The organism is Merdimmobilis hominis (assembly GCF_900104615.1).
Lineage (GTDB): Bacteria > Bacillota > Clostridia > Oscillospirales > Ruminococcaceae > Merdimmobilis > Merdimmobilis hominis.
Window position 1 is genome coordinate 557121 of record NZ_LT629939.1, and the last position, 22138, is coordinate 579258.

The following is a 22138-nucleotide window of genomic DNA, read 5'->3' on the forward strand; positions in this document are numbered from 1 at the left end:
GCCGTTTTACCAGGTTATTTGTTGTGTTTCAGCCACTGGATGGCACAGTTGGCAAAGGTGGCGGCGCCGATGGGCAGGGCGCTCTCGTCAAAGACCACGTTGGGGTTGTGGCAGGAGTAACGGCCCTCAGGGTCAGCAACCTCAGCGCCGATGTTGAAGAAGGCGCCGGGCACCAGGCCGGTCAGCAGGGCGAAGTCCTCAGAGCCCATGACTGCGGGGATCTCGTGGAGCTTGTCCGCACCCAGGAAGTCGCTGATGTAGCCGTGCATCTCCTTGGTGAAGGCGCTCTCATTGATCAGCGGGCAGACGCCGCCGGTGTACACTACCTCAGCGGTGCAGCGGAATTTCAGGGCAGTGTACTGGGCGATCTCCACCAGGCGGGATTTGATGTACTCCCGCACATCGTTGTTGTAGGTGCGGATGGAACCCTCCATCACCGCATACTCGGGGATGATGTTGGGGGCGTCGCCGGCATGGATGGAGCCAATGGTCAGCACGGCGGGTTCCGCGGTGTTGACTTCACGGCTGATGATCTCCTGCAATGCGATATGGGTATGAGCCGCAACATTGATGGGGTCGATGTTGGTGTGGGGGTAAGCGCCGTGGCCGCCTTTGCCGTGGATGGTGATGGTAAACCGGTCAGAGGAAGCCATGAAGGGCCCCTCATGGAAGCCGATGTGGCCGCAGGGCAGGCCCTCGCCGGTGATGTGCATGCCAAAGGCGCCATCCACTTTGGGGTTTTCCATAACGCCGGCGTCGATCATAGCCTGGGCGCCGGTCAGGCCCTCTTCATCGGGCTGGAACATGAATTTCACAGTGCCCTCCAGCTCGTCCTCCCGCTCTTTCAGCAGGCGGGCAGCGCCCAGAAGAATGGCGGTGTGGCAGTCGTGGCCGCAGGTGTGGGCGTAGTTGTTTTTCGAGGCAAAATCCACACCGCTGGTCTCCTGCATGGGCAGGGCATCCATATCGGCCCGCAGCAGCAGCACCTTGCCGGGCTTGGGGGTGGTGGTGGCCACTACGCCGCAGTTGCAGATTTCCTTGGGCTCGTACCCCATCTCCTTGAGGCACTTGATCACATATTTTGTGGTCTCGGGGAGCTCAGCGTTGATTTCAGGAGTCTCATGGATGGTTCTTCTATCCTTGACAATCACGTCTTTGAGTTCCTCGGCTCGTTTCATCAAATCGCTCATTGTGTTTTCTCCGTTTCTTTTCTCGACTAAATTTGTCTCGTTTGGGGACGGTCTTATTGTAGCAGGTTTCCGCCGCTTGGTCAATTGTTTACCGTGTTAAAATTGTCTAATTGTTCACAGCTCAATTTCCTTTATTTGCTGATATTCCAGCCGCAACTGCAAAAACTATTGGGGAAATACCCATGGGAAAGGATTTGATTTTATGGAAAACTCCCGTTACCCCTTTCAGCTGGAACCCCTGCCTTACAGCTATGACGCCCTCTCCCCCAACATCGACGAGACCACCCTCCACTTCCACCACGACAAGCACCTGCAAACCTATGTGGATAATCTCAACAAGGCGCTGGAACCCTATCCCCAGTTTCAAGACTGGACCTTGGAACGCCTCTGCGCTGATTACGGCTCCCTGCCGCCTCAAGCTGCCACCGGAGTGCGCAACAACGCCGGCGGCGTGTACAACCACCAGCTGTATTTCCGGTGTATGACCGGGGATAAGACCTCCCCCTCCCCGCGGATGGAGCGGGAACTGAACCGCTGCTTCGGCTCCCTGGAGGAATTCCAGAAGCAGCTGAAGGCGGCGGCCCTAGCCCGCTTCGGGTCCGGTTGGGCCTACCTGGTCCAAGACCCCAAAGGGGATTTCAAAATCCTCTCCACCGCCAATCAGGACACGCCGCTTCCCCAAGGGCTGCGGCCCCTCCTTCTGGTGGACGTCTGGGAACACGCCTACTACCTCCAGTACCAAAACCGCCGGGCCGAATACCTAGATCAGTGGTTCCCCCTTATCGATTGGCGGGTAGTGGAGTACAACGCCTTCCAAAACGGCATCGCGCGCTAACCATTCCAACCGGAGCTCAAAGGATGAGCTCCGGTTGTTTTCTTTTCCCCACGGGAGGGATCCCATGGGTGCCACTTCGATAAAAAAGAGGATTTTCTCCCCTTGAAAAGACAGATTTTTTCCCACAGCCGAGAAAAAACCCTCTTTTGCTGTAGCAACTTTTTGGGATTTTCATATACTGGCAGTGGAGTAATCCAAAATTTTATCCAAATGGGGGTATTCGATTTGAATATATATCGTCCCAACGATGGCTGTTGTCCTCCTCCCTGCCCTAGGCCGTGTCCTCCGCCCTGCCCGTCGGTCTGCTGCTGCCCGGGGCCTGTAGGCCCACAGGGCCCTGCCGGTGAAAATGCCACTGTGGCTATCGGTACCGTGACCACTGGTGAGCCTGGCACCCCAGCCAGCGTAGTCAACGTAGGTACCGCCAGCAATGCCGTGCTCTCCTTTACTATCCCCCGGGGTGCAACCGGTGCCACTGGTGCAACTGGCGCCAGTGTGACCGGGCCTACTGGCGCAACTGGTCCTACTGGTGCGACGGGTGCAACTGGCGCCAGTGTGACTGGGCCAACTGGACCCACTGGCGCAACTGGTCCTACCGGTACGGCAGGTGCAACTGGCGCCAGTGTAACTGGGCCGACCGGGCCCACAGGTCCTACCGGCCCAACCGGGCCTACTGGCGCAACTGGTCCTACCGGTGCGACGGGTGCAACTGGCGCCAGTGTGACTGGGCCAACTGGACCCACTGGCGCAACTGGTCCTACCGGTGCGACGGGTGCAACTGGTGCCAGTGTGACTGGGCCAACTGGACCCACTGGCGCAACTGGTCCTACCGGTGCGGCAGGTGCAACTGGCGCCAGTGTGACTGGGCCGACCGGGCCCACAGGTCCTACCGGCCCAACCGGGCCTACTGGCGCAACTGGTCCTACCGGTGCGGCAGGTGCAACTGGCGCCAGTGTGACTGGGCCGACCGGGCCCACAGGTCCTACCGGCCCAACTGGACCCACTGGGAGTGACGGGGATGCTGCTACCGTTCAAATTGGCTCTGTGACAACTACGGAACCCGGCACTGAGGCCACAGTTAGAAATTCTGGCTCTTCCGCTCACGCCGTATTTGAGTTTACTATTCCTCGTGGTGCTACTGGTAGTAGTGCTGCTATACCACAGCTCATTACTGTAGCTGATGCGCCACCGCAGCCCAGTGGGAATAACTTGCCGATGACTTTTCATGACAATGTGGTATTCTCCGGAAGCAACATCACCCACACCATCGATTCTGGAAATATCGTAATCAACCAATCTGGTATCTATCAAGTGTTTTTCCACTGTACCGTTTCCGCTTCCCAGGTGACGCCTGCGGCAATACAAATTTCAATTCTACAAGATGGTGATATTCTTCCTGGCGGTGTAGCTCGCCACACATTCCAGTCAAGCAATGAATATGCAACGGTTTCTCTCAGTACCGCATTCGCGGTATCAGAAACCTCTTCCACAATCCAGGTTTCTTCTAGTACACCTGGGTTTTTACTCAGTGATATTGCGCTGACGCTCAACCGTTTGAGTGATTTACCCGAATGATGAGCAATCTAAGCCATCAGTAAACAGAAAACCTATATATTCGTTTTTTGAATCGTGTAGAATCGGCTTGAACAGAAGAACAGATTTTTAACTGATATTTCCAATTTCCTCTGATGAGGTCGTGCTTTCATCCCACTTTTCTCTCCTTTTTGGCCCCCGCTATGTGCGGGGGCCTTGTTTATTTTGAAAACACTCAAAAATGCAAATCCACCCCAAATTTTAAAATTGGAGGCAAAATTCCGCCAGTTTCTCCCCATTTGAGGAGGAACCCTGCCATTGCCCCCGGCATACTTTGGGGATAGGAGGTTATGCTGATGAACATTTATCGAAACCAATCAAGCCCTTTCTTTTACTGCACCCCTCTCTACAGCGGGACTTGTGCCGGATGTGGGGCAGCTCCCTCTAGCCCATCCTGCCCAGGGGAGTACCCCGTGCCCTATTCTGCATCCCAATGGCTGGTGGAACCCTCCTGGTACAAGAGCGGCGATTCCCTGCGCTGGTCCTACCGTGGAGGGGAAGGAGTGGGGATCTCCCCGGATGAAGCTACGTTAGCCCTCACTCCGGGCAGGGACTATTTTGTCTCCTACCTGATTCAAGGGGTACTTCCTCCCCGGGCATCCCTGGAAGTGCTGCCTTACTTTGGGAGCGAGGACCCCATCCCCTTTTCCAGTTCCGGCCACAGCGGAATCCAAGAGGAACGGGTAGGAGTCTCCGGAGGGTTTTTACTCCCCGCAGCCAACCCAATGTACCTGACTTTGCAGCTGGCCACCAACAGCCCGGCCCCCATTTCGGTGACCGGCTCCCTCCACCTCTTCCCTCTGCCCTACTGACGACTGGCGGAAACACCATCCCCTTATTTCGACATCCTTCCCCCCTGGAACTCAACCCTGTAGGGGAGCCTCCACCCCCAAACCTTCATAGTATACCAATAGGCGCAGCGCCTTTTTTCTTTTTCCGCCGCAGGGCATGCGGCAAATACATGCAGTTGTGGAGGCAAACCTATGAACAACCAACCATCCAAACCGAGCCGCCAGAGGTGGTCCGCCATGGAATTGACCGGCCTAGCCCTGGTTCTATCCTCTCTCGCGGCACTGCTCTATGCCCCCGACAGCTTGTCGGGCCTTTTCACCGCCATCACCGCGCGGGTCTGCCCCATTGTGGTGGATGTCTTTCTCACCAGCGACGTAGGAGTAGCCATTGTGGTCAGTGTCATTGTGGGCCGGGTGTTGGAACGCCTTGGCTTCACCGACGCCCTGATCCGCATTTTCCTGCCGGTGATGGGGACCATGGGAATCAACCCCTCGGTGATCATCCCCAGCGTCTATAATATCCTAGGGGATATCAACGCCTCCGGCAAAATCGCCGGCCCCATCCTGGTCAAAGCGGGCGCCACCCGGGATGAGATCAAGCTCTCCATCGCCACTATGATCCAGAACCCCCAGTCCTTCGCCACCTTTGCCATCGGCTTGGTGGCCCTGACCGCCTTCGGCATCAACCCGCTGCCGGTGGTTCTCCTCTCCATCTTCCTGCCCCTCATCGTGGTGCCCTTTCTCCTCTCCCGCACCCTGTATCGGGACACCAAAGCGGTGGAGCTGGAAACCCTTCCCCGCTTCACCCCCCAAACCCCGATGATGAAGGTCCTTTTCGACTCCGGCATAGAGGGGATGCAGCTTCTCCTCTTGGTGATCATCCCCGCAGTGGCCGTTGTGTTCACCCTCATCGGCGTGCTGGATTTTCTGGGCGTCTGGGCCGCCATAGAGGCTGGTATTGGCTCCCTGCTCTCCGCCCTCTGCATTGAGCCCGGCACTGGGGTGCTCAGCGTCTTGGTCAGCCCCACCCTGGCGGTAGCCCAGCTGCCGGCCCTCACCGGCATCGACCCCCGCTTGGTGGTAGGAGGCTTCGTCCTCGCCAACTCCGGGTTCCCGCTTTCAGTGGTGCTGGGTCAAGTCCCCGCCACCTGGGCGGAGTCCACCGGCTTGCCGGAGAAGGACGGCCTCATCGCCGCGGTGCTGGGCTGCGGCATCCGGCTGGCCACAGCGGCGGCTCTCGCCTACTGGCTCACCCCTTTCATCTTGAGGTAGCGCCATGAAGGAAACGTATGTGGTCCGCGCCAAAAAAATTGTCACAGCAGGGCCTCTTGGCGCCATCGAACAAGGCGCCTTGGTGGTGGAGGATGGTATCCTGCTGCGGGTTGTCCCGGAAGGGGAGCTCACGCCCGAAGAGCGGGCCCTCCCCTTGGTGGACTTTGGGGAACTGACCGTCACCCCCGCCTTGGCGGACTGCCACTGCCACCTGCTGGAATACGCAGCCGGGTCTTTGTATCCGGTAGCGGAACCGGCCCATCTGCTGGCGGGGAAAGCCCTCCTGCTGAACGCCCTTTGCAGCGGCGTAACCGCCTTGGGGGAACAGATCTGCGGGCACCCGGCCTGCGGCCTCTCGGTAGAGGAATACCGCCAAGCGGTGGAAGGGCTTCCTCTCACCGTCCGGTTTGCCCTTTGCGGCATCACCCTGGGCACCGAAGGGGCACCCCATTACTCCGCCTTGACAGGAAGTACCCCTGTGGGGAAATCCGACCTTCTCTCCCCCAAGCTGCTGGGGGACCTGGTAGAGGGGAACGATTACCCGGGGGAGAATGTCTTTCTCAACGCCACCCCAGCCAACCTGCCCCTCTCCCTGACCCCCCAGGCGGGGGAACTGGTCTTCCGGCGGGAGGAACTGCTGCAAATCGTCAAGGAATACCACCGCCAGGGCAAGCGGGTCGGGGTCCACGTGGGCGGCAGGCAGGGCATCCAGATGGCCCTGGACTGCAAGGTGGATGTCCTTCATCACGCCCATGGCATCACACCCGCCCAAATGCGGCAGGCAGCCCTCCAAGGGGCCATGGTGGTGGCCACCCCCTTGGGGGGAACCCACCTTTCCCCCAACCAGCCAGAGGAGATTTTATCCCTCCTGGAAGCCGGTGTGGAGGTCGCCATCGCCACCGACGCTTACCTGCCCCCTTCGGAGGGGCTGGGCCTTTCCCCCGGAAAGCTCTACGGAACCGAAAGCCTGATGCTGCTGGCCCAGCCGGCCATGGTCCTCCTGCGGGAAAAAGGCTGGAGCGAAAACGATTGCCTGCGCCTGCTGACCGCCGCCCCCGCCAAGGTCATGGGATGCGAAAACCGGTTTGGGCAGCTCCTGCCGGGGATGGAGGCCACCTTCCTGGCAGCGAGGGGAATCCCCGGTTTGGAGGTCACCAAGCCGGAGGATATCCGAGCCGTGTACCACCGGGGAAAAGCTGTCATCCAGCGCCTTTAGGCGGGAAAGTTCCTTCCCATCTTTTTACCGTGCCATAGCCATTTTTGACATCTCTGGATAAAAAATCAATGAATTTCTGGAACATCCTACAGCGAAAATATTTAATTTGCCAAAACAGTTGACAGCTTCACATTTTTCACGTATAGTTAAAGTCAAGCTGAACGAATGGTTCAGAAAATTTTTTCAAAAAACGAGGTATACTACTCCATGTTTCAGGACAAAACTTTAATTTGCAAAGACTGCGGATCCGAATTCATCTTCACTGCTGGCGAGCAGGAGTTCTACGCTGAGAAAGGCTTCACCAACGAGCCTCAGCGCTGCAAAGCTTGCCGCAACGCTCGCAAAAACGCCAGAGGCGAATCCAGCAACGGCACCCGTGAGATGTTTGATGCTGTTTGCGCTGAGTGCGGCAAACCCTGCAAAGTGCCCTTCCAGCCCAGAGAGGATCGCCCTGTTTACTGCAGTGATTGCTTTGCAAACAGAAGATAATTATAATCATCCGGAATTAAACAGCACACCCTATAAGGGTGTGCTGTTTTTCTTTTTGCCTTCCTTTAGCATAGGGTCTGCCCTCTTCTTGGTGACCGCTGTCTAACAGCTGCGGCGCTGCCTTTGCGAATCCCTACCTATTTAACCCCCCAGAGTATCTCCCCCTTCCACCCACACAGCAAAAGCCACCCCTGGAGGATTCCCTCCGGGGGTGGCTTTTGGCTAGGATGGATTTTATTTCGCAGCGGCTTCCAACTTCTTCTGCCGTTTCTGCTGTTTTCGGGACTTGCGGTCCTCTTTGTCGAAAATCAAATACAAGGTGGGGATCAAAATCAAGGTTAGCAAGGTGGAGAACAACAGGCCGCCGATGACTACTACCGCCATACTCTCCATCATCTCCACGCCAGAGCCAAAGGCCATGGGAACCAGCCCCACAACGGTGGTAAGGGTGGACATCAGGATGGGGCGCAGACGGGATTTTCCCGCCATTACCAAAGCGTCGCGAATCTCCATCCCCTCATCCCGGCGCAAGATATTGGCGTAGTCGATGAGGACGATAGCGTTGTTTACCACGATGCCTACTAGCATGACAACGCCAAGGAGGGATGCCATGTTGATGGAGCTCCCAGTGAGAAGCAAAGCAAAGAAGGACCCAGTCAGTGCAAAAGGCACCGACATCAGGACAACCAAGGAGAACCGCAGGGATTCAAACTGGATGGCCATAACGGCAAACACCAGATAGATGGCGATGACCAAGGCGCGGCCGATGGCCGCGAATTCCTCATACATCATCTCCATGTTGCTGCCCTCCCCCAGCTTGATGCCTTCGGGAAGGCCCATCTTCTGTACCTGCTGGATGGCCAGCCGGGTCATATTATTGATGTTGGACCCGGCGGGAGGGGTCGCTGTCACAGTGACCAGATACTCGCCGTCCATCCGCATAATAGAGGAGGGGGCGGTGGAGTAAGTGATGGTGGCCACATCGGTCAAGGCCACCTGTCCGCCCCGTGGGGTGTCAATCATCAAGCCGTACAGGTCGCTGATATCCTGGAACCGCTCAGGGTCATATTCTACCATGACCGAGTATTCGGTGTCCCCCTGCTGAAGGGTCATCGCCTGGGAGCCGGAGATCTTGCTTCTGGCATTGGTTAAAACCGAGGAAGGGGTCATCCCCACCGAACCGGCCAAAATGGGGTCCACCTCGATCTTGGCGCGGGGGCTACCATCGGAAAGGCTGGTGCTGGCCGTCTGGAATTCCGGCATCTTCACCAGTTCTTCCCGCACCAGCTCTGCCTGCTCCTTGAGGGAAGTCAAGTTTTTGCCCTGCAAGGTGAGCTGTATCGAGTCGCCGGTGCCGATGGACATCATATTTTGTTTGCTGACCTCCACGCTGCAGTTGGGGATGCCGGCAGTCAAGTCCCGCATCCGCTGTACAAACTCGTCGCTAGTCATGGAGGCGTCGTCCTTCAGCTTTAAGGAAATGGAGCCGCCGGAACCGCTGCCCATCATGCTGGCCAGGCCAGAACCGCCGCCCACCGACATGGAGTAGGTCTCCACATCCGGCTCCTTTTTGACAATGTCCTCAATCTGGGTCATGATCTTACTGGTGGATTCCAGGTTGAGGCCGTTTTTTACATCGACGCTCATAGAGATCCGGCCGTTTTCCATAGCCGGCATCAATTCCATGTCAATCTGGGAATACATGCCCAAGGCCGCCACAAACAGCACAATGGCGGTGACCACCACCAGGGCGCGCTTATCAAGCAATTTGCGCATCAGCTGGCCGTAGCGCTCCTCCAGCCGCCGCACAGCCCGGGCAAAAGAGAAGTCCTTGCGCTCCACCGGTTTGAGGCGGACGAACAGAAGGGGTACCAAAGTCAACGCGCTGACCAGAGAAGCGGTCAAGGAGAACACAATGGTATAGCAGATGTCGTGGAAGAGCTGGCCGCTCATCCCCTGCATCATGCCGATGGGCAGGAAGACCACGATGGTGGTCAAGGTGGAAGCCACAATGGACCCCAGCACCAGCTCCGCGCCCTTGATGACGTTTTCTTCAAAGCTGCGCTCCCCTGCCTGGGCTTTGAAGCAGCTGTCGATAACCACGATGGAGTTATCCACCAGCATGCCGATGCCGATGACCAAACCGCCCAGGGAGATGAGGTTGATGGTCATGCCGAAGAAGGACATGAGGATCAAGGTAGCAAGCACCGAGAAGGGCATGGAAAGGCCCACAATCAGGGAAGCTTTCCACTCCCCTAGGAAGACCCACAGCACCACTACGGCGATGGCAAGGCCCTCCACCAAAGCGGAGGCCACGCTGCGGATATTCTCCATAATATCCTCGCCGCTGTTGCTGGTGACCTCAATCTCCAGGCCCAGCTGCTGGCTGTTCAGATTGTCTACCACCTTAAGCACCTGGTTGCAGATGTCCACCGTGTTGGCGCTTTGGTTTTTGGCTACCGAGATGCCGATGGTCTCTTTGCCGTCCTGGCGGTAGTAGGAAGAGATTTCCTCGTCGGCCAGGTTGACCTGGGCCACATCCGAAACGTGGATAATGTCCCCGGAACTTAGGGTGATGGGCACATCTTCCAAACTGTGGTATTCGGTGAACTCCTGGCTGCCGATCAAACCGACAGTGACGTTGCCCCGGTCCAGGTCACCCAGGGTGACCTCATATTCGGCAGTGGCAATGGCCGAGACCACCTGCTGCATGGTGATTTTGTACTGGGAGAGCTTGTTCTCATCCAGCAGTACCTGGACGTATTTTCGGGATCCGCCGCTCACCGACACGTCAGACACGCCTTCAATCTTCTCAATCTCCGGCACCACGTTGTCCTCCACATAGGCCTTGACATTGTCGTTCGCCTCCGCTTTGATGGAGAGGGACATGATGCTGTTGTTCAGGTTGCTGGTGTTGACTTCAATGAGCACTGGGTCGGTGCAATCATCCGGCAGCGGGACCAATGCCAAGGCAGAGGAGACATCCTGATATTTTTTATCGATGTCCGCTGAATATTCGAACATCATGACCACCATGGACACCCCTTCACTGGAGACCGACTGGGTGCTGTCCACCTCGGACACGTTGGCGATGGCCGCTTCCACCCGATCGGTGACCATTTTATCCACCTCTTCAGGGGAGGCGCCTGGATATTGGGTCATGACCATCAGCACCGGCATTTCAATCTCCGGGGTGGATTCCAAAGGCATCTCAAAGATGGAAGAAATACCAAAGGTCACCAGGCTGACAATGCAGATAAGAATGCAGACCGGCCGTTTGATGGAAAACTTGGGGAGAGAAAACATATTCCTTATTCCCCTTTCTCATCGCCTGCAGAAGAAGAGCTCTCCTGAGGCTGCTCTTCACTGGAATCCCCAGAAGGGGCCTCCTCCGGCTGGGAAGCACTGGCTTCCAAAGAGGGGGCATAAACCGCCGCGCCATCCTTCAGATCGGGATGCCAGGTGGTGATGATTTGATCCTCGTCTGTGAGGCCGCTTTCGATGACAATGGAATCGGCGGTAGACACACCGGTGACCAAGTCTACCCGGACAGCCACCCCATCCCGGTATACATAGACATAGGGCTGGTTTTCATCGTATTCGATCAGGTCCAAGGGGAGGATCAGCTCGTCCTGGGCATTGGCGGTGGAAGCTTTCACTTTTACTACAGCGCCGGAGCGAACGGACTCCAGGGGGACCACTGGCTGGGCTTTCGCCGCATACAAGCCGGTTGCAGCATCGGCCTCTGCAGCCATCTCAATGATAGTGGCCTGGTACTCCTTGCCGTTGTACACCACAGTGACCCCATCCCCCACCGAAAGGGCGTTGGCGCCGTCCTCCGACAGGTTGAAGGAGACCACCGGGGCTTTGTCCTGGCTGGAGATGACATACACCGGGTTGGTCATGGCGACCATATCGCTGTCATCGGCGTTTTTGGTGGTGATCACCCCGGAGATAGGGGCGTAAACCTTGGCGTCTTCCAGAGCTTTTTGGGCTCTTTCGTAGCTCAGCTGGGCTTGGCGAATAGCGCTTTCCGCAGAGCCCAGGGTCTCCCCATCTCCACCGCCGCTGACCAAATCATAGGCACGCTCTGCGTACTCCAAATCGGTTTTGGCGTTTTTCTTGTTGGTTTTATAGGTGTCCTCGGTTTTTTCATAGGTGTTGACAAAGGTGGTGAAAGCGGTGGCGGCTGTTTCGTATGCCGTCTCGGCCGTTTTGACTTGCTCTTTGAATGTCTTTAATTCTTCTTCTGTCTTCCCTGCTAGTTCTGCATCTGCAAGCTCTTTTCGGGCAGCTTCCAGTTTTTCCTTTGCCGCATCCCTAGCATCCCGCAGGGCGCTGCGCTGGTCGTCGTAGTCCTCCTCCAGGTCTTCCCAATTGTCCTTGACGGTCACATACTGCCGGGCGCTGTTCTCCTTGGTGCGCTCCGCATTCATCAAGCTGGTCTCCGCACCAATCACCGCAGTCTGATACTGCAAATAGGCCAGTTCCAGGTTGGTCTCCAAGTCCTCGGTATCCAGCTCAAAGAGGAGGTCTCCGGCTTGGACTACATCGCCTGCACTAAAATAGGTATGTACAATCTGCCCCTGGTTTTTGGGGAAAACCTTGACGCTTTCCGCAGCTTCCAAGCGACCGACAAACTCAGTGCCCCGGCTCAAATCCCCGCGGCTAGCAGTGGTAGTCAGTACACGGATCGCCGAGGTTTCAGCCTCTGACTCCACTGGAGCGGAGGCCGGAGCTGCTTCATTGCCGCAGCCGGCGACAAAAACCAAGAGGCCCGCCAACAAAATGGCGAGAGTTTTTCTTTGGAAACGATGAGATTGATTCATTGAGTACGCCCCCTAGATAGTAAATAGTAGTGGGTTTGTGGACGGTATAGAAACAATACACAGAGAGATACTATTTCTATTTTACAAATACATAGCAAGCTATATATTTATTTTCAGTGATTTTGCTGATTATTTTGAATCTTGTAAAGCAAGGAAATCAACGTGTCAACCTCCTCAGGGGTGAGACATGAGAGGAATCTGCCCCAAACCTCAGAAACACAGCTAAGCGCTTCTGTTTTTATGTCGCGGGCTTTTTCGGTCAAACAAATCCGCTTATAGCGGGCATCTTTCTCCCAAGAGCGCCGCTCGATAAAGCCTTTGGCCTCCAAACGTTTGACAATCCCTGTTATAGTGGGGTTGGATAGATTCAGGATTTCTTCCAAATCCTTTTGGCAAAGCTCATTTTCCTCGGCCTGATCCAAACACCCGAGAACCAGGACCTGTGCGGAGGTGAGTTCTAAGCTTTTGACCTTGCGGTTAAACTCCTCCACCATAGCATTGTGTACCATTTTAAACAATTGGAGAAGCTGCCCCTCTGTCCCGACGCTATACACCAATTACAGTCCTCCTTCCTTTTAGAATGGGAAATAGCACGCTATTTATTATAGCGTGAGGATTTTGTGAGTGTCAAGGAAACATTGTGAACATTTTGTAAGAAATTCCAGAAATATATGAATAGACCTATCACTTGTTCACAAGACCATCACAGAATCCTCCCCTATCTGGCTTTCCGCAGGATGGTTCCATATCCGTGCTGTCTTTTTTCGATAAAATCCGTCAAAAACCCTGATTATAAAAGGGTAGGATTATTTTATTTCCAGCCTATTCTCCCTAATTTTTTCTATTTTCCCTTTAAATTCGGCCTTTTATGGTGTATAATATTGGAGAAAAGTGAATTTGTGACCTCCGTGTGACAATCGCTTTTTTTGTTGTACCATTTTCCCAGTGGTTTCATATTGGGTTTTTGGTAACTATTGTGAGAACAAGGAGGAATTAACCATGAAAAAACGGGCAAACAGAATCCTATCTGCGATTCTGGCAGCTATGGTTGTTGTAACCATGAGCGGCATGACTGTCTTTGCTGAAGAGGTCAGTTCTGCCCCTGTAGCCCCCGAAGAGGGGAGCAGCAGCTCCGCTCCCGCAACCCCTGAAGGAGAGGATGCTTCCAGCTCCGCTCCCACAGTTCCCGAAGAGGAGAATAGCAGTTCTACTCCTACAGCCCCCGAAGGGGAGGATGCTTCCAGCTCCACCCCCACAGCCCCTGAAGGAGAAGATGCTTCCAGCTCTACTCCTGAAGTGCCCGGGGAGAGCAGCAGCTCTACCCCTACAGCTCCCCAGGAGCAGGTCCCGGCTCAGCCTTTGACCCCGGCTGCTCCCGCTCCCCAAGAAACCGGCATTGCCATCGATGGCAAGTATTACAACAGCATCGCTGACGCCATTAAGGAAGGCGACGGCAAGACCATTTCCATCACCAAGGATATCTCCGAGGACGTGGTGATCCCGGAAAAAACAACCATCACCCTGGATATTGCCAGCGGTATAACCCTGAAAAATACCAGCAGCCATACCATTGAAAACCATGGTACCCTGACCGTCACCGGTTCCGGCACAGTGGAAAATACTACCGGGAGCAGAGCGGCTTTGGCCAACTACCCCGGCGCCACCGCCACCCTGAAGGGCTGCACCTTTACCGGTAACACATGGTATGTCATCAAAAACCTGGGCACACTCACCATGAGCGGCGCCGACCTGGTTCAGGAGCATGCTGGCTCCAGTGCCATCGACAATGGTTTTGTTGGTAGTAGCGGCGGTGACGGTGACCTTGGAGTAAGACCTCCTGTAGATAACACCATCGCCCTGACCATCACCGGCGGCACCTTCTCCGGCGGCATGAACACCGTCAAGAACGACGACTACGGCGTGCTGACCATTGAGGACGGCACCTTTGAGAACACCGATGGCCCCGCTGTCCTCAACTGGAATAAAGCCACCATCACCGGCGGCACCTTTACTGTAAACAACGCTTCCAAGTCTGTTCTCGCCAACGGCTATATAGACGAGAACGCAGACAAAGGCCAAATGACTGTCACCGGCGGCACCTTTACTGCGGCCAACAATGGCGAAGGCTCCCTGTTTGGCTATGGTGTTGTGACGAGCGACATCAATGCAGACCAACCCAAAGGCGGCCACCTCAACATCACCGGCGGCACCTTCAACGGTTCGACTGCCACCAAGCCCGAAGCCCCCCATGCCCCCTCTATCTCCGGCGGCACCTTTAACAAAGAAGTCGATGCCAAATACCTGGTTCCCGGCTATGAGTGCAGAAAGTCCGGCGACAAATTTGTGGTAGTGAGCGCAGACGATGACGTTAAAGTAGACCCCACCCCCAGCACCCCCACAGATGAAGTGACCATTCCCTCCGGCGCAACCGAGGAAGAGAAGAAGGCCATTGAAGAAGCCAAAAACGACCTGACTTCTCGGGACAACCCGGCTGCTACCACTGCGCCCACCGGCCTTGAGACTGTTGTGATCCCCGAAGAGGCGAAAAAAGCTGCGGAAGAGCAGAATGCCGCTGAGATCAAAGTGGTCATCTCCACTGTGGTGGAAGAAGTAGGGACCAAAGAAGTCAAAAATGAGGATGGCACCGTGTCTGTCGTTGTCACCTCTGTTCAGTTCGACGTAGAGCCCAAATGGGTCGTCGGCAATACAAGCGGCCTCATCTCGAACCTGAACGGCAACACCATTACCTTCCGTCTGCCTGTTCCTTCCTCCGTCACCGCGAAGTATGCCAAAGTTGAGCACAAAGGCGACAAAACTCAGTATGTTGATATCCTGAGCGAAGGCGGCGCCAAATACGTTGAGCTGTCCGCCACCCACTTCAGCCCCTTCACCCTGACCTTCACCGATTCCAAACCCAGCTCTGGTGGTTCCAGCGGCCACAGCGGCGGCTCCTACCAGGATAAAGTCGATGACTTCTGGCAGGATGTGAAAGACCAGATCTCCGAATCCAAAGACGGCGACACTATCAAGATCGACGCTAAGAGCTACGAGAATATGCCCTGGACTGTTATGGAGCTGCTGGGGAAACACAATGTCACCCTGGTTATCGAGTGGGACGGCGGTGATACCATCACCATCCCCGCTGGCAAAGCCCAGTCCACAGAGGGGTCCCGCCTGTACTGGCCTCTCTCCTCTCTGGCAGAGCTGTACAAAGGCCAGCAGCCTTCTGAAGACAAACCCGGCACAACCCCTGAACAGCCCTCTGAACCCGATAAGTCCAACCCCTCCACCGGCGATGCCTATCCTATGGCTGCTTTGATTACTGCCCTTGCCGCAGTATCTGTTGCCGGTGCGACCTTCTCCCGGAAACGCAGATAATCTCTACATAATTTAACAAAATCAGAGATTCCAAAAAAGGTGCGGCAACTGCCGCACCTTTTTTCATGGGTTTCGGTCATCGAACCATAATTATCTTAAGGCTCTTCCCTCTTTGCTGCAACAAGGCCACCCTCATCCGGCGGGCAAATTTTCCCCATTTGGGTTGACATTTGTCTACCTATAGTCTATACTGGAATCAAAGGTAGACGTTTGTATACCAATCAAATGAATGGAAGGAGACATCAAATGCAGACAGTCAATCTATCGGACAACGAGTGGAAATTGATGAACCTGCTGTGGGCAGATGCCCCCCGCACCATCACCGAATTGGTGTACCAGCTTAAGGAGGACACCGGTTGGAGCAAGCACACGGTGATCAGCATGCTCTCCCGGCTGGAGGCCAAAGGAGCTGTGCGCCATGAGGAGGGCGCCCGCGCCAAACAGTTTTACCCGGCCATCGACCCGGAGGGGACCAAAATCCGGGAGACACAAAGCTTCTTGGAACGGCTTTACAATGGCAGCCTTGGCCTGATGCTCAACACCTTGGTGCAGGAACGGGAGATCTCCAAAGAGGAAATCGACGAACTCTATGCCATTTTAAAGAAAGCGGAGGAGGAGCAGCCATGATAGAACAGCTTATCACTTCATCCTTCCTCATCCTGGCGGTGCTGCTGCTGCGGATGCTGCTCCGCGGGCGGGTCAGCCGGCGTATGCTGTATGGTCTGTGGCTGGTGGTGGCTCTGCGGCTTCTTCTGCCCATTTCAATCCCCTCTCCCGTCAGTGTCATGAATGCGGTAGACCCTTCCGGAGCACAGCAATTTATCAACCAGCAGGTCATCCGGGTCAACCCGGACCTTTCCGATGCCCTTTCCACAGAGGAAGATTCCCCTTCAAGGGAACCTGCGGCCTCCCCCATTTCTAGGGGAATGCTGCTGCACGCAGTATGGCTGGGGGGAGCCGTTGCCACCGGACTCACCTTTGCTGTGGTGAACCTTTCCTTCTCCCGGCGGCTGCGGCGCCAACGACAGCCTTTTGATGCGCCCGGATGCCCTCTGCCGGTTTATCTGGCAAAGGATATCCCCTCCCCTTGCCTCTTCGGCCTCTTGCGGCCCAGCATCTACATTTCCCCCCAGGCGGCAGAGGATGAGAGCACCCTGTCCCATGTTCTCACCCACGAGTATTGCCACTTCCGCCAATGGGATCATATCTGGTCGTTGGTGCGGACACTATGTTTGTCCCTCTATTGGTTCCACCCCTTGGTGTGGGCCGCTGCTGCCTATAGCCGGTCCGACTGTGAATTGGCCTGTGACGAACTCGCGGTAGCCACCCTGGGGGAGGAACAAAAGCTGGCCTACAGCAGAACCCTGGTGGAGCTGGTGCGGGAGAAGCCCCGGTTCTCCCACCTGGCCTACACCGCCACCACTATGGCCTTGGGCCAAAGCAATATGAAGGAGCGGATTCTTATGATCGTCAAATCCCCCAAGACCTCTTGTTCGGCGCTGGCGGCTGTCCTGGTATGCCTTGCCCTGCTGGTGAGCTGTACCTTTACCGGCAAAACCCTCACTGGGGCACAGGCTGTGGACAGTTTGGAACAGAGCATCCATTTCCAGGACAACAGCATCGCGTTCACCCTGCCCGCCGGTTATGCCAATGCCGAAGATTGGAACATCCAGGTCTACGGCAGGGCCGGAATGGACGGCGCAGGTATGAGCATCCACTTATTCGAAGCGGAAAACAGCGACCGCAGCTGGCAAGCGGGCAAGACCTACACCATCGACTTGGCAGAAGCACAGTACCTAGAGCTCTCTATGGATATCTCCCTATACAGTGACGAATCTCTTTCCCGCACGGTAGACCTTTTGGCCAAAACTGGAGGCGATACCACCTTACATGGTTACAACACCGTCTACGTCACCTTCCCCGCTTACCAGGACGGGCGCACGGCAGACAACAGCTTCCAGTATGATACACAGCCATTTGACGCAGTCCTGCAGCTCCCGCAAAACTGGAAGGTCTCCCTCCCCGCTCGGGAAGAACGGGCAACTGGCGGCCCCCTTTGGACCTCGGTGGAAATCTATGATGAAAATGGCCCGGTGGCCACCATGGGGTTCTCCCGCTATGAGCGGTACGAAGGCGGCGATTTGCCCCGGGAGGAATACTACAAGGCCGTATACCCCAACCTGCGCCTTGGCAGTTTTGTGAACTGGGGGGATTACACCCCGGTGCGCACCGAGGAGGGCTCAGAAAGCGCCCTGGCCACCGTCACCTATTTAAACCCCACTCAGCTGGAGAACCATCCTGGAGCCATGGCAGAAGTTCCTCAGGTTCAAGTTCCCGGTATTCTCTGCTACAACGATGACCTTACTGTCTATACAGCCATACAATTCGCTGAGGGCTATGGGGTGGATGAGGGGACCCTTCGCACCATCGCCCAAAGCCTGCATCTGATGCCTTCTGAATATGGGCTGAGCGGCAAACGCTTTGGCGATGCCTACGCCGACCGGGATTACAGCGGCATTCAAGTATTGGATGCTGATGGAAACGATGTATCCAAAATCCTAATCGACCTGTGGTATTGTGCCAGCGACGCTTATGACGTAGACGGAATGGTGGTGTTTGAGACCGGGGATTGGGTCAGCCTTTTGGATAACCATCCCCAGTTCATCGAACTGACCAATTATGATGAAGTGCTCCCGAAGATTTTCACCCCCCGCGCCATCGCCCAATATGAAGCCAGCGATGTCGTCCTCATTCAAAAGACCGCTGACGGCAAAGTATACCGTTTAGGGCCATGGCGCACCGGCTACTCCTACGCATGGGCGCTGACTGACCTGCGCGGGTTAGAGGTTCAGCCGGATCGAATTGTGGCAGAGGCCACCTATATCAAAAATCCCGGGTACGCTGGCGCCGGCGAGGACCCCGCCTATGTCCCGGAATATGATACGGTTCCATTCACTGTTGTCAAACAAAACGGTATCTGGCTGGTGGACGATTACACCTACCCAGAGCGCAAGAATGGATAGGTACCCCAGTTCTTGCATCCATGCCATCCATAAAGGATGCTGTTTGAAAGCTATCCAAATACACAGCTAAGAAAACTACAAAGCCGCCCCCAACCATCATAAAATTCTGGTTGGGGGCGGCCATTATTTTGGGGGATCAAAAGCTAAAATCAGTCCGGCAGGCCCTCGCCCTACCTGTTGGAGAAGCTCTCAGAGCAGGTCTCCGACCAAAATATAGAGCGGCCTAATGTAGGCAGTTTACAAAAAAAGAAACCTTGAAAAACCGCTTTTTCAAGCTATTTTCCAAGGTTTCTTCATTGGTTGCCCGACTAGGATTCGAACCCAGACAAACAGAGTCAGAGTCTGTCGTGCTACCTTTACACAATCGGGCAACAACCAATCGTTTGAAGTATTCCCTCAATCGACTTTATTATTATACTATGCCAGCCACTATTTGTCAACCTATTATTTGGGATTTTTTCTCTTTTTCTTCATAGGCCCCAACTCGCCCATTTTCGGGAAAATAGCCATTTTCTTTCCTGCAATCCGCCAAAATATTTCTTTCAGAAACATTGCCATTCCCACCGGATCTTGCTAAAATGGTAGGAGATAAAATGAAAGGAAGTAATGCAATGCGTGCAAAAAACATCATCGATTTGACCGACCTTTCGTTGGAGGAACTGACGGCAGTCATCGACCAGGCACTGGAGATCAAAAAAAATCCTGCCGCCTATGCCGACCGCTGCAAGGGCAAAATCCTTGCCACCCTGTTTTATGAGCCCTCCACCCGGACACGCAACTCCTTCCAAACCGCTATGCTGCGGTTGGGCGGCCAGGTGATCGGGTTTGACAACCCCATGAGCACTTCCGTCTCCAAGGGGGAAACTCTGAAAGACACCACCATCATCATGAGCGGCTATGCGGATATTATCGCCATGCGCCACCCCATGGAGGGCGCTGCCAAAGCCGCGGCATTGTATGCTTCCTGCCCTGTCATCAACGCCGGAGATGGCGGCCATCTCCACCCCACCCAGACCCTCACTGACCTGGTTACCCTCAAAGATCAGAAAGGCACCTTGGAGGGCCTCACAATTGGCCTGTGCGGCGACCTAAAGAACGGCCGCACCGTCCACTCCCTGTGCAACAGTATGGCCAAATTCGGCTTGAAGGCCCACTTTGTCTTTATCTCCACCAAGGAGCTGACCATGCCGGAATACATCACCGAAATCCTAGACCACTCCCCCTGCACCTACAGTTTCTGTGATTCCCTGGAGGAGGCTATCCCCTCCTTGGATGTCCTCTACATGACCCGTATCCAGAAGGAACGGTTTGATTCCCTGGAGGAGTATGAGCGGCTGAAAAATGTTTATGTCCTGGACCCTGAGAAGATGAAAAAAGCCAAAGCCGACCTCATCGTCCTCCATCCCCTGCCCCGGGTGGACGAGATCACCAATGAAGTGGATGACGATCCCCGCGCCTTGTACTTCTACCAGGCTAAATGCGGCGTCTACGCCCGGATGTCCCTCATTCTCCACCTGCTGGAAGAAACCCCTGCCCAAGGCATTACCTTTGGCGGCGAGGATGCTTCCTTCCGCTGCCCCAACCCCAAATGCATCACCAAGAGCGAAGGATACCTTCCCCATGCCTGCCACAAAGACGGGGAACACACCTGCTGCGAATACTGTGACGCCCGCATCTAATGAAAAGGTGAAGTCCTACCAAGGAACCGGTATGGCTTTCGTTGCCATACCGGTTTTTTCAAAAAATCCATTGGGCTGCCCTGCAATTTGGCATAAAAGCGCGGTAGAATGCCTACTGCCCTCATAATTAGAGGATTTTTGTGAAAACTAGCCCCGAAAGGCACGCCTAAGGTATTGCAATTCATACCATTCTGGTGTATGATTAGGATGTGCTAAATTTTGCATATAAGGGCGAACGCTTCCGCCGGATTGCGGTCGGGAGCACCTTGTCCAAAGACCGGCGGAAATGGACAGGCCCTTCGCTGCCGCCGGAGAAACGGAGTGTTACGTATGGCTATTGTTCATCTGACTGAAGAAACCTTTAAAACTGATGTATTGGAATCCAAAGGCATTGTCCTGGTGGATTTTTGGGCTACCTGGTGCGGTCCCTGCCGGATGCTGGCCCCTATTTTGGAAGAAGCGGAAAAAGAGCTGGAAGGCAAAGTCACCGTCTGCAAGCTGGATGTGGATGCCTGCCCTATTGCCGCCTCCAAATTCTCCGTCATGACCATCCCCACTTTGGTGCTGTTTAAGGATGGCAAAGAGGTCAGCCGGGAAATCGGCCTGATGCCCAAGCAAAAAATCATTGAATTGACTCATCGCGCCTAGTTGCACGACTGGTAAAAATCCCCTGGAAGGCTGGCCTTCCAGGGGATTTTGGCATTATTATGCGGCTAGATGGGCAAACTAAGGCCGAGGTGAATGTTATATGATACCCATTGTCATTCAATCCGGCGATCCGGAATGCCGCCTTTCCACCGCCCTGTGGCGGGCGCTGCGCCCATTTCACTCCACCGCATTGATCGCCCGGGAACGGATTGCAGCCAGCAGCTCCCCGCCGGATTTTTTGATTGTGGAAGGGGACTTTTTCCGGGTGGAACTGCCGGGCAACGCCATCGCGATCTATACCGGCAGCATGGATCGCCCGCCCGCAATCCCCAAACACGGGATCGCTGTGGTGGCAACTGCCTCCCCACAGGTGCGAAAGGCCGTGGCCCAAAGTGGACTGCCCGCCATTACCTGCGGCCTTTCCGCCAAAGATACTATCACTCTTTCCAGCAGCACTGCAGACAGCCTTCTGATCAGCCTGCAACGGGGGATCACCAGCTTCTCCGGCGCCCCAGTGGAGCCGGTGGAAATCCCCCTCACCCTCTCCTGTCCCCGCAATCCGCTCCTGGTGTTGCCGGTGGCCGCTGTCCTGCTCCTACTGGATCACCTGCCCCAATTTGCCCAACTCTCCTTGTAGAACCGCTTTCCCTGTTTGCAGCTCACGTCGAATCCTTCCTAAAAATTTCACAAAAATTGACAGTCATAACACAAGCGGTCAGGAGGATACTATTACTGCAAACGCAAAGCGGCAAAACTTCAATCTGAAAGAATAAAAATCAAGGAGTGTATTTTATTATGGCTAGCAACTCTAATAACAGCGGTTCCAATCGTATCGTCGTTCCCGAAGCTCGTGAGGCTATGGACAAATTCAAAATGGAAGCTGCCAACGAAGTTGGCGTAAACCTGAAGCAGGGTTACAACGGCGACCTGACCTCTCGTGAGGCTGGTAGCGTGGGCGGCCAGATGGTCAAAAAAATGATCGAGGCTTACGAGAACTCCATTAAGTAGTTCTTTGCCAAAGATAATTAGGGAACGGCTCTAACAAGAGCAGTGCAGCGAGCAATTCGCACCCTGCAAAAAGCGGACAGGCTTGGCCTGCCCGCTTTTTGTTGTCCCACTGAAATCGTAAGAAAACCGACTGGAATTTCCCCCCAAAAAGATTCCCTTTTTGCAGTATCCTAGAGATAGAACAATG

Annotated in this window: 18 protein-coding genes and 1 tRNA gene; 13 read left to right on the forward strand and 6 right to left on the reverse strand. The window is 55.1% G+C overall.

Annotated elements, in window-relative coordinates; translation table 11 throughout:
* Positions 1-14 precede the first annotated feature (14 nt).
* Positions 15-1190 (reverse strand): M20 metallopeptidase family protein, encoded by a 1176-nt coding sequence (locus BQ5353_RS02640; RefSeq protein WP_071427270.1) that lies wholly within the window; start codon positions 1188-1190, stop codon positions 15-17.
* A 202-nt stretch (positions 1191-1392) separates the two neighbouring features.
* On the opposite strand from BQ5353_RS02640, the gene BQ5353_RS02645 reads away from it, so the two are divergent.
* The 6 genes from BQ5353_RS02645 (at position 1393) to BQ5353_RS02665 (ending at position 7386) form a co-directional block, all read left to right on the forward strand.
* Entirely contained in the window at positions 1393-2025 is a 633-nt protein-coding gene (locus tag BQ5353_RS02645) for a superoxide dismutase (protein WP_054330861.1), read from the forward strand.
* A 210-nt stretch (positions 2026-2235) separates the two neighbouring features.
* On the forward strand, positions 2236-3600 hold the full coding sequence (locus BQ5353_RS13500; protein WP_456152278.1) for a collagen-like domain-containing protein: 1365 nt from the start codon (positions 2236-2238) through the stop codon (positions 3598-3600).
* Between the two features lie 314 nt (positions 3601-3914).
* Complete coding sequence (locus tag BQ5353_RS02650) at positions 3915-4430, forward strand: hypothetical protein (RefSeq protein WP_143117137.1); 516 nt, start codon at positions 3915-3917, stop codon at positions 4428-4430.
* A gap of 171 nt (positions 4431-4601) precedes the next feature.
* Positions 4602-5681, forward strand: coding sequence for a hypothetical protein (locus tag BQ5353_RS02655; RefSeq protein ID WP_054330859.1), 1080 nt, complete (start codon positions 4602-4604; stop codon positions 5679-5681).
* Between the two features lie 4 nt (positions 5682-5685).
* Positions 5686-6897 carry an amidohydrolase family protein gene (locus BQ5353_RS02660; protein ID WP_071427271.1) on the forward strand — a complete coding sequence of 404 codons (1212 nt, stop codon included), beginning with the start codon at positions 5686-5688 and terminating at the stop codon, positions 6895-6897.
* 207 nt (positions 6898-7104) lie between these two features.
* Positions 7105-7386: a zinc-ribbon domain containing protein gene (locus BQ5353_RS02665; RefSeq protein ID WP_054331239.1), complete on the forward strand. Its 282-nt coding sequence runs from the start codon at positions 7105-7107 to the stop codon at positions 7384-7386.
* Positions 7387-7620: 234 nt separating this feature from the next.
* On the opposite strand, the gene BQ5353_RS02670 is transcribed toward BQ5353_RS02665, so the two are convergent.
* From BQ5353_RS02670 to BQ5353_RS02680, 3 genes are all read right to left on the reverse strand, one after another.
* Positions 7621-10692 (reverse strand): efflux RND transporter permease subunit, encoded by a 3072-nt coding sequence (locus BQ5353_RS02670; RefSeq protein ID WP_071427272.1) that lies wholly within the window; start codon positions 10690-10692, stop codon positions 7621-7623.
* Between the two features lie 5 nt (positions 10693-10697).
* Positions 10698-12215 (reverse strand): efflux RND transporter periplasmic adaptor subunit, encoded by a 1518-nt coding sequence (locus BQ5353_RS02675; protein WP_071427273.1) that lies wholly within the window; start codon positions 12213-12215, stop codon positions 10698-10700.
* A 113-nt stretch (positions 12216-12328) separates the two neighbouring features.
* Entirely contained in the window at positions 12329-12769 is a 441-nt protein-coding gene (locus BQ5353_RS02680) for a MarR family winged helix-turn-helix transcriptional regulator (RefSeq protein WP_231358642.1), read from the reverse strand.
* A gap of 445 nt (positions 12770-13214) precedes the next feature.
* Between BQ5353_RS02680 and BQ5353_RS02685 the strand changes: the two genes are divergently transcribed.
* The 3 genes from BQ5353_RS02685 (at position 13215) to BQ5353_RS02695 (ending at position 18616) form a co-directional block, all read left to right on the forward strand.
* Complete coding sequence (locus BQ5353_RS02685) at positions 13215-15593, forward strand: hypothetical protein (protein WP_071427274.1); 2379 nt, start codon at positions 13215-13217, stop codon at positions 15591-15593.
* A 246-nt stretch (positions 15594-15839) separates the two neighbouring features.
* Positions 15840-16220 carry a BlaI/MecI/CopY family transcriptional regulator gene (locus BQ5353_RS02690; protein WP_054330850.1) on the forward strand — a complete coding sequence of 127 codons (381 nt, stop codon included), beginning with the start codon at positions 15840-15842 and terminating at the stop codon, positions 16218-16220.
* Positions 16217-18616, forward strand: coding sequence for a M56 family metallopeptidase (locus BQ5353_RS02695; protein ID WP_071427275.1), 2400 nt, complete (start codon positions 16217-16219; stop codon positions 18614-18616). The genes BQ5353_RS02690 and BQ5353_RS02695 overlap by 4 nt, the downstream gene beginning before the upstream one ends.
* A 297-nt stretch (positions 18617-18913) precedes the next feature.
* Here BQ5353_RS02695 and BQ5353_RS02700 read toward each other — a convergent pair.
* A tRNA-Gln gene (locus BQ5353_RS02700) sits at positions 18914-18987 on the reverse strand.
* A 65-nt stretch (positions 18988-19052) separates the two neighbouring features.
* Positions 19053-19247: a hypothetical protein gene (locus BQ5353_RS12610; RefSeq protein WP_143117138.1), complete on the reverse strand. Its 195-nt coding sequence runs from the start codon at positions 19245-19247 to the stop codon at positions 19053-19055.
* Between BQ5353_RS12610 and pyrB the strand changes: the two genes are divergently transcribed.
* From pyrB to BQ5353_RS02720, 4 genes are all read left to right on the forward strand, one after another.
* The gene (gene pyrB, locus BQ5353_RS02705; protein WP_054330848.1) at positions 19228-20295 is read left to right on the forward strand and encodes an aspartate carbamoyltransferase; all 1068 of its coding nucleotides are present in this window, start codon (positions 19228-19230) and stop codon (positions 20293-20295) included. The genes BQ5353_RS12610 and pyrB overlap by 20 nt on opposite strands.
* Positions 20296-20625: 330 nt before the next feature.
* Positions 20626-20943: a thioredoxin gene (gene trxA, locus BQ5353_RS02710; protein ID WP_071427276.1), complete on the forward strand. Its 318-nt coding sequence runs from the start codon at positions 20626-20628 to the stop codon at positions 20941-20943.
* Positions 20944-21043: 100 nt separating this feature from the next.
* Positions 21044-21580, forward strand: a complete 537-nt coding sequence (locus BQ5353_RS02715) for a hypothetical protein (protein WP_054330846.1) — start codon at positions 21044-21046, stop codon at positions 21578-21580.
* Positions 21581-21738: 158 nt separating this feature from the next.
* Positions 21739-21951 (forward strand): alpha/beta-type small acid-soluble spore protein, encoded by a 213-nt coding sequence (locus tag BQ5353_RS02720; RefSeq protein ID WP_071427277.1) that lies wholly within the window; start codon positions 21739-21741, stop codon positions 21949-21951.
* Positions 21952-22138: the final 187 nt, after the last annotated feature.

Excerpts from the sequence above, each read along its gene's own strand:
- BQ5353_RS02640 (WP_071427270.1), bottom strand. The coding sequence starts at position 1,190 with ATGAGCGATTTGATGAAACGAGCCGAGGAACTCAAAGACGTGATTGTC.
- BQ5353_RS02645 (WP_054330861.1), top strand. The coding sequence starts at position 1,393 with ATGGAAAACTCCCGTTACCCCTTTCAGCTGGAACCCCTGCCTTACAGC.
- BQ5353_RS13500 (WP_456152278.1), top strand. The coding sequence starts at position 2,236 with ATGGGGGTATTCGATTTGAATATATATCGTCCCAACGATGGCTGTTGT.
- BQ5353_RS02650 (WP_143117137.1), top strand. The coding sequence starts at position 3,915 with ATGAACATTTATCGAAACCAATCAAGCCCTTTCTTTTACTGCACCCCT.
- BQ5353_RS02655 (WP_054330859.1), top strand. The coding sequence starts at position 4,602 with ATGAACAACCAACCATCCAAACCGAGCCGCCAGAGGTGGTCCGCCATG.
- BQ5353_RS02660 (WP_071427271.1), top strand. The coding sequence starts at position 5,686 with ATGAAGGAAACGTATGTGGTCCGCGCCAAAAAAATTGTCACAGCAGGG.
- BQ5353_RS02665 (WP_054331239.1), top strand. The coding sequence starts at position 7,105 with ATGTTTCAGGACAAAACTTTAATTTGCAAAGACTGCGGATCCGAATTC.
- BQ5353_RS02670 (WP_071427272.1), bottom strand. The coding sequence starts at position 10,692 with ATGTTTTCTCTCCCCAAGTTTTCCATCAAACGGCCGGTCTGCATTCTT.
- BQ5353_RS02675 (WP_071427273.1), bottom strand. The coding sequence starts at position 12,215 with ATGAATCAATCTCATCGTTTCCAAAGAAAAACTCTCGCCATTTTGTTG.
- BQ5353_RS02685 (WP_071427274.1), top strand. The coding sequence starts at position 13,215 with ATGAAAAAACGGGCAAACAGAATCCTATCTGCGATTCTGGCAGCTATG.
- BQ5353_RS02690 (WP_054330850.1), top strand. The coding sequence starts at position 15,840 with ATGCAGACAGTCAATCTATCGGACAACGAGTGGAAATTGATGAACCTG.
- BQ5353_RS02695 (WP_071427275.1), top strand. The coding sequence starts at position 16,217 with ATGATAGAACAGCTTATCACTTCATCCTTCCTCATCCTGGCGGTGCTG.
- pyrB (WP_054330848.1), top strand. The coding sequence starts at position 19,228 with ATGCGTGCAAAAAACATCATCGATTTGACCGACCTTTCGTTGGAGGAA.
- BQ5353_RS12610 (WP_143117138.1), bottom strand. The coding sequence starts at position 19,247 with ATGATGTTTTTTGCACGCATTGCATTACTTCCTTTCATTTTATCTCCT.
- trxA (WP_071427276.1), top strand. The coding sequence starts at position 20,626 with ATGGCTATTGTTCATCTGACTGAAGAAACCTTTAAAACTGATGTATTG.
- BQ5353_RS02715 (WP_054330846.1), top strand. The coding sequence starts at position 21,044 with ATGATACCCATTGTCATTCAATCCGGCGATCCGGAATGCCGCCTTTCC.
- BQ5353_RS02720 (WP_071427277.1), top strand. The coding sequence starts at position 21,739 with ATGGCTAGCAACTCTAATAACAGCGGTTCCAATCGTATCGTCGTTCCC.